This window comes from Pseudomonas sp. SG-MS2 (genome assembly GCF_009933855.1).
GTDB lineage: Bacteria > Pseudomonadota > Gammaproteobacteria > Pseudomonadales > Pseudomonadaceae > Aquipseudomonas > Aquipseudomonas putida_E.
In genome coordinates, this window is sequence record NZ_MOMO01000257.1 from 40,795 (window position 1) to 48,083 (window position 7,289).

Consider the following 7,289-nt stretch of genomic DNA (forward strand, 5'->3'; position numbering starts at 1 on the left):
AAAACTGTGTCCGGGATCAATTGAGCATTACAAGTCGCCTTCCTCGGGCATTAGTATATAGGCCTTAGCGCGGCCCTCTGCTGCGTCACCCTTCCAATCTGCCAGACGCCCATGCCCTTCGAACTCACCGTAGAACCACTCACCCTGCTGATCCTCGCCCTGGTCGCCTTCGTCGCCGGGTTCATCGACGCCATCGCCGGTGGGGGTGGCCTGCTCACCACCCCGGCACTGCTCACCGCCGGCATGCCGCCACACCTGGTGCTGGGCACCAACAAGCTCAGCTCGACCTTCGGCTCGGCCACCGCCGGTTTCACCTACTACAAACGCAAGCTGTTCCACCCGGCGCAATGGCGCCCGGCCTTGTTCGCCACCCTGGTCGGCGCGCTGATCGGCGCGGTCGTCGCCCACTACATGCCGGCCGAATGGCTGAACAAGATGCTGCCGGTGATCGTCTTCGCCTGCGGCATCTACCTGCTGTTCGGGGGTACGCCCAAAGCGCCGCTGGATGCCGATGCGCCGATCAAGAAGAAGTGGCAGTTCCCGCAGGGCTTCACTCTGGGCTTCTACGATGGCGTGGCCGGGCCTGGCACCGGTGCTTTCTGGACCGTGAGCACCCTGCTGCTCTACCCCATCGACCTGGTCCGCGCCAGCGGCGTGGCGCGCAGCATGAACTTCGTCAGCAACATCGCGGCGCTGACGGTGTTCATCATTTCCGGGCAGGTGGATTACGTCGTCGGCCTGTGCATGGGCCTTTCGGTGATGGTGGGTGCGTTCTTCGGCGCACGCACGGCAATCAGCGGCGGCAGCAAGTTCATCCGCCCGGTGTTCATCACCGTGGTACTGGCGCTGACCGTGCGCCTAGCGTGGCAACACTGGTTCGGGCAGGCCTGAACGCTTGGCGACATACAGATCGATCAGGTACCGGGCGATCGAGCGCCCGGCTGGCAGCGGTGGCAGGTCGTGCACGTTGAACCACCTGGCGTCTTCGATCTCGTCCGGCTGCATGACGATCTCGCCGCCGGCATACTCGGCGTGGAAGCCTAGCATCATCGAATGCGGGAACGGCCAGCACTGGCTGCCCACGTACTGGATGTTGCGCACCTCCACCGCCACTTCTTCGCGCACTTCGCGCACCAGGCAGTCCTCGGCCGATTCGCCTGGTTCGGCAAAGCCTGCAAGGGTGCTGTAAACGCCGGTGACGAAGCGCGGCGACCGGGCCAGCAGGATTTCGTCGCCACGGGTCACCAGCACGATCATGCTCGGCGAAATGCGTGGGTAGCTGCGCAGGTCGCAGGGCTGGCAGTACATCGCCCGCTCCCAGCGGATCTGCGTCATCGGTTGGCCGCAGCTGCCACAGAAACGGTGCTCACGCGCCCAGGTGCCGATCTGCGCGGCATAGCCCAGCACTTTATAAAGATCGAAATCACCTTCGAGCATGAATGCCCGCAAGCCGCGCCAGCCGCAACCGGGCACCTCGGCGGCGCTGCGCAGCTCCAGCAGGAACACCGGCTCGCCGTCGAAATGGCCGATGCCGTGCTCGGCGAGCACATCCAGGTCCTGGCGCTTGAGCCAGTCGCGGGGGAACAGCGCGCCATTGGCGTCCACCAAAAACCCTTCCGGGCTGCGGGCGACGGCCCAGCCGCCGGTGATCTGCGGGTCGAGTACTGCGCTAGTCCAGTGTGCTGACATGTCGGGGTTCCTTTACTGCGTCCCCCGGCCCGGTCAGTCGGCGAACGTCGGTTTCTGTTTGCTCATGTGCGCCGCCACAGCCACGCGCAGGTCTTCGGACTGCAGCATGGCGGCGTTCCAGGTGGCGATGTACTCCAGGCCATCGTCGATGCGATGGTCACGCATGTAGCTGAGCATCTCCTTGGTGCCCGCCACAGCGATCGGTGATTTTGCGGCAATCTCGCGGGCAATGGCAAAGACCCCGTCGAGCAATGCAGCATGATCATCATAGACCCGGTTGACCAGGCCGATGCGCAGCGCCTCGTCGGCCGCAACGTTACGCCCGGTGAAGGCCAGCTCGCGCATGATGCCGTCGCCGATGATACGTGGCAAACGTTGCAGGGTGCCGACGTCTGCGGCCATGCCCATGTCGATTTCCTTGATCGAGAACTGCGCGTCCGTGCTGCAATAACGCATGTCGCAGGCCGACACCAGGTCGATGGCACCGCCAATGCAGTAGCCCTGGATGGCCGCCAGCACGGGCTTGCGGCAGTTGTCCACGGCATTGAAGGAGGCCTGCAGGCGCAGGATGGTGCGGCGCAGCAGGCGCGCGTTGCGGCCAACGTCCTTGCCCATCTGGCCGGCCAGCGAGGCCAGCATCATCAAGTCGATACCCGAGGAAAAATGCTTGCCCGCGCCGCTGATGACCACGGCGCGCACCGCATCGGTGTCGTCGACCCACTGGAAGATATCGACGATCTCTTCCCAGAAGGCAGCATTCATGGCGTTGATCTTCTCAGGGCGGTTGATCTGCACATGGGCGATATTGTCAGTCAGTTCGACCTTGAATGCGCTGTACTCGGTCACGGGCTGCACTCCTGCGGGGATAAAGGTTCACTGCGCGGATGTTAACCCAGCTTGGTTGCCGTACTTGTGCCAAAAGCGGGACTTGCCCGGGTTGCTCAGGCGCCTGGCGACAGCGGTTTGCCCTGCACAAAAAAACCCATACAACTTTTGCCCCGCACACGCATCGAAACACAGGTAAGCTCTTCATCCCTTCCCAAGAGGTTTGCCATGGCGATGCGTACAGCCCTGATTGTTTCCTGCATGACACTGGCCCTGGCGGGCTGCGCCGGTTCGAGCGATGAGCATCGTGCGCCACCGGCCACACAGCAGGTCGACCTGCAGCGTTACCAGGGCACCTGGTACGAGCAGGCGCGCTTGCCGATGTTCTTCCAGCGCAACTGCGTGCAGTCCGAAGCCAACTATGGCTTGCGCGAAGACGGTCGCATCGATGTGACCAACCGCTGCAAGGAAAAGGACGGCCAATGGAACGAGGCCAAGGGCGTCGCCGAGACGCAGCAGCCGGGCAAGACCGACAAGCTGTGGGTCACCTTCGACAACTGGTTCAGCCGCCTGGCGCCAGGCTTGACCAAGGGCGAATACTGGGTGCTGTATCACGACAAGGACTATCGCGTAGCGCTGGTCGGGCACCCCAACCGCGAGTACCTGTGGCTGCTGTCGCGCACCCCGGTCATCAACGACCAGACCCGCGAGCAGATGCTGACCATTGCCCAGAAACAGGGCTATGACACCAGCGAGCTGATCTGGCGGCAGGGCGATGATGCAGTAAAACCCTGATTCATCGACGCCCTGGTTCGTTCGGGCCAGGGTGAGCGCCTGATCAAACTTGGAGTCAGTCATTGGACCTGCTGTTTCTGGGCACCTCGGCCGGGGTGCCCACCAAGGCGCGCAACGTCAGCGCCACCGCCGTGATCGAAGCCAGCGGCAGCCACTGGTACCTGGTCGATTGCGGCGAAGGTACCCAGCATCAACTGCTGCATACCCCATTGTCGGTCCGCGACCTGCGCGCCATCTTCATTACCCATGTGCACGGCGACCATTGCTTCGGCCTGCCGGGCCTGCTGGCCAGCGCCGGCATGAGCGGGCGCACGGCGCCGCTGGACCTGGTGCTGCCGGCCGCCTTGCACGACTGGGTGCGCCTGAGCCTGGCCGCCAGTGATTCCTTCCTGGCGTTCGAACTGCGGTTGCTGGCGGTCGAGCAACTGGGCGAATGGCGCAGCGATACCCTTGCCGTCAGCACCGTACAGCTGTCGCACCGGGTGCCCAGCGTTGCTTTCGTGTTCACCGAGCTGAACCCCGAGCCGCGCCTTGACGTGCAGCGCCTGGCTGCCGAAGGTATCCCGCGCGGTCCGCTGTGGGGCGACCTTGCCAAGGGCCTGACGGTAGAGCACGCGGGGCGAATGCTGCATGGTCGCGACTACCTGCGCGCCTCGCGGCCGGCACGGCGGGTGATCGTCTGCGGCGACAATGACAACCCCGACCTCTTGGCCGAGGCGGCAAAAGACGTTGATGTACTGGTGCACGAAGCGACATTCACACAACCGATCATCGCCCGCACAGGTGTCAGCTTCGGCCACAGCAGTGCGGCAGCGGTGGCGCGCTTTGCCGAAACGGCCGGTGTGCGCAACCTGGTGCTGACGCACTTCAGTGCCCGCTATCAGCCGGACCCACGGCGCAGCCCATGCATCGACGAGGTAAGGGAAGAGGCGCAGGCCCATTACAGCGGCAACCTGACCCTGGCCCAGGACCTGCAGCGTTACCACATCGGGCGCGACGGGTGCCTGGGCCGCGTTACGGGTACCTAGCAAATCCCAATCGACATGATCGCGCTGTTCTCCATCGGTTTTGTGATCTGCGGGCCGGCGATGGGACGCTCAGGCATCAAGCCGCCAACCGCCCGCTGGCGATCGCCTCCGACGCCGCCAGCATGGCCCGCAGCAGCACCGCACAGCCCGCTGCCAGGTCTTGCGGGGTGGCGTTCTCGATTTCGTTGTGGCTGATGCCGTTTTCACAAGGCACGAAGATCATCCCCGCCGGCCCCAACTCGGCCAGGAAGATCGCGTCATGCCCTGCCCCGCTGACGATATCCATGTGCGGCAGGCCCAAGGTCTGCGCAGCATCGCGCACGGCATCGACGCAACTGCGGTCAAAGTACAGCGCTGGGAAGTCGGCCGTGGGGACCAGTTCATGGCTCAGCCCGTGCTTGTCACAGGTGGCCTCTATCACTGCCCGCACGTCGGCGATCATCGCGTCCAGCCGCTCACCTTCGAGGTGACGAAAGTCCAGGGTCATGCGCACTTCCCCCGGAATCACGTTGCGTGAACCGGGGTAGGCCTGCAGGCAACCGACCGTGCCACAGGCATGCGGTTGATGGCCCAGCGCCGCCCGGTTGACCGCCTCCACCACCGCCGCAGCGCCGACCAGTGCATCCTTGCGCAGGTGCATCGGCGTAGGGCCGGCATGGGCTTCAACGCCGCGCAAGGTCAGGTCGAACCACTTCTGCCCCAGCGCCCCAAGCACCACACCGATGGTCTTGGCCTGGTCTTCAAGGATCGGTCCCTGCTCGATATGGGCTTCGAAATACGCGCCTACCGGGTGGCCAAGCACTGCCCGCTGGCCGGCGTAGCCGATGGCAGTCAACGCCTCGCCCATGCTCACGCCCTGGGCGTCACGCTTGGCCAGGGTTTCCTCCAGGGTGAATTTGCCGGCAAACACCCCCGAGCCCATCATGCAGGGCGCAAAGCGCGAGCCTTCCTCGTTGGTCCATACCACCACTTCCAGCGGTGCTTCGGTCTCGATGCCCAGGTCATTGAGGGTGCGTATCACCTCAAGGCCCGCCATCACCCCGAAACAGCCATCGAACTTGCCCCCGGTGGGCTGGGTGTCGATGTGGCTGCCGGTCATCACCGGTGGCAGCTTGGGATTGCGCCCAGGGCGGCGGGCAAAGATGTTGCCGACGGCATCGACACTGACGCTGCAACCGGCCGCCTCGCACCACTCGACGAACAGGTCGCGGGCCTGGCGGTCGAGGTCGGTCAGCGCCAGGCGGCAGACACCACCCTTGGGTGTGGCACCGAGGCGGGCGAGGTCCATCAGCGATTGCCACAGGCGGTCACTGTTAACGTGGCGTTCAGTCGATAGCAGGGCTTGTTGGGCTGCGGTCATGGGTCAGGCCTCCTCAGGCGTTTTTGTTGTCTGCATTGATCACAGGCTGCACTGGCCCACGTACCGCCAAGCCGCCCAGGGCGTAGTACAACGCCCCGCCAAGCAGCGACCCGGTGAACCAGCCATAGTCGTAGAACCAGCTGAAACTGCTGTTACCAATGGCCATCACGGTCAGTGCCACAGGTAGCGCAAAGGCAGCAAACCCTGCCCAGTTCCAGGCCGGGTAAACGTCATCACGGTACAGGCCGGCCAGATCCAGCTTCTGCCGACGGATCAGGAAGTAGTCCACCACCATGATCCCGGCAATCGGCCCAAGCAGGCTGGAGTACCCCAGCAGCCAGTTGGAATAGACACTCTCCAGGCTGATGTCGGAAACGATCCAGCCGAGTTTTTTCAGCAGCTCGTGGCTCATCAGCGCCAGGCCGATGAAGCCTGTCAGCCACACGGCACGTGTACGCCCGATCAGGCGCGGGGCAATGTTCTGGAAGTCGTTGGTCGGCGAGACGATGTTGGCCGCGGTGTTGGTCGACAGCGTAGCGATGACGATCAGCGCCATGGCCAGTGCCACCCAGCCCGGGCTCTGGATCTTGCCGATCAGGCTCACCGGGTCGGACACCGTTTCACCCACCAGCGACGCCGAGGCGGCGGTCATCACCACGCCCAGGGAGGCGAACAGGAACATGGTCAGTGGCAGGCCGAAGATCTGCCCGAGGATCTGGTCCTTCTGGCTCTTGGCGTAGCGGCTGAAATCCGGAATGTTCAGCGATAAAGTGGCCCAGAAACCGACCATTGCGGTAAGCCCGGCGCAGAAATAGCTCACTACGCTCGCCCCTTCCGGGCGCTTGGGCGGCTGGGCCAGCAGCTCGGTCATCGACATGTGCGGCAACGCCCAGAACAGCAGGCCGAAGCCGACCGCCACCAACAGCGGCGCCGACAGGGTTTCGAGCCATTTGATCGATTCGGCGCCGCGCAACACCACCCACAGGTTGAGGGCCCAGAACACCATGAAGCCGATCACTTCACCGGTGCCGCCCAGCGCTTTCCAGTCATCGAAGATCGAGCCCAGGAACAGGTGAATGGCCAAGCCGCCGAACATCGTCTGGATGCCGAACCAGCCACAGGCAACCACCGCGCGAATCAGGCAGGGTACGTTGGAGCCGAAGATACCGAACGATGAACGCAGCAACACAGGGAAGGGAATGCCGTACTTGGTGCCGGGGAAGGCATTGAGGGTGAGCGGGATCAGCACGATGAGGTTGGCCAGCAGGATCGCCAGCAACGCCTCGGCCACGCTCAGGCCAAAGTAGGCCGTGAGCACGCCGCCCAGGGTGTAGGTGGGCACGCAGATGGACATGCCCACCCACAGTGCGGTGATGTGCCATTTGTTCCAGGTGCGCTGGTGCACTTTTGTGGGCGCGATGTCGTGGTTGTAGCGCGGGCTGTCGAGTACGTCACTGCCTGCGGACAGCTCGAACAGGCCATCCTGCTCGATCACTTGCGATCTGCTCTGTTGCATGGGGCCTTCTCCAGATTTTTCTAATTGTCTGCTCATCGGGCTAACGCGATGGCCGGAGTACATACACCACCAGTAC

General features: G+C 63.7%; 7 protein-coding genes. 3 read left to right on the plus strand and 4 right to left on the minus strand.

What is annotated here, in order from left to right; all coding sequences use genetic code 11:
• The first annotated feature begins 111 nt into the window (after positions 1 to 111).
• Positions 112 to 891, plus strand: coding sequence for a TSUP family transporter (locus BLX42_RS24205; RefSeq protein WP_115275313.1), 780 nt, complete (start codon positions 112 to 114; stop codon positions 889 to 891).
• On the opposite strand, the gene nudC is transcribed toward BLX42_RS24205, so the two are convergent.
• Positions 859 to 1,689 (minus strand): NAD(+) diphosphatase, encoded by an 831-nt coding sequence (gene nudC / locus BLX42_RS24210; protein ID WP_161872835.1) that lies wholly within the window; start codon positions 1,687 to 1,689, stop codon positions 859 to 861. The two genes, BLX42_RS24205 and nudC, sit on opposite strands and share 33 nt — an antisense overlap.
• Before the next feature lie 33 nt (positions 1,690 to 1,722).
• Positions 1,723 to 2,535, minus strand: a complete 813-nt coding sequence (locus tag BLX42_RS24215) for a crotonase/enoyl-CoA hydratase family protein (RefSeq protein WP_115275314.1) — start codon at positions 2,533 to 2,535, stop codon at positions 1,723 to 1,725.
• 207 nt (positions 2,536 to 2,742) lie between these two features.
• Between BLX42_RS24215 and BLX42_RS24220 the strand changes: the two genes are divergently transcribed.
• Both BLX42_RS24220 and BLX42_RS24225 read left to right on the plus strand, forming a co-directional pair.
• The gene (locus BLX42_RS24220; protein WP_119688641.1) at positions 2,743 to 3,309 is read left to right on the plus strand and encodes a lipocalin family protein; all 567 of its coding nucleotides are present in this window, start codon (positions 2,743 to 2,745) and stop codon (positions 3,307 to 3,309) included.
• 62 nt (positions 3,310 to 3,371) lie between these two features.
• Positions 3,372 to 4,337: a ribonuclease Z gene (locus tag BLX42_RS24225; RefSeq protein WP_161872836.1), complete on the plus strand. Its 966-nt coding sequence runs from the start codon at positions 3,372 to 3,374 to the stop codon at positions 4,335 to 4,337.
• Positions 4,338 to 4,413: 76 nt separating this feature from the next.
• Here the strand turns inward: BLX42_RS24225 and BLX42_RS24230 are convergent, their stop codons facing one another.
• A complete protein-coding gene (locus BLX42_RS24230) occupies positions 4,414 to 5,697 on the minus strand; it encodes a Zn-dependent hydrolase (RefSeq protein WP_115275315.1) in 1,284 nt (427 codons plus the stop codon).
• A gap of 13 nt (positions 5,698 to 5,710) precedes the next feature.
• Complete coding sequence (locus BLX42_RS24235; RefSeq protein WP_161872837.1) at positions 5,711 to 7,213, minus strand: NCS1 family nucleobase:cation symporter-1; 1,503 nt, start codon at positions 7,211 to 7,213, stop codon at positions 5,711 to 5,713.
• Positions 7,214 to 7,289: the final 76 nt, after the last annotated feature.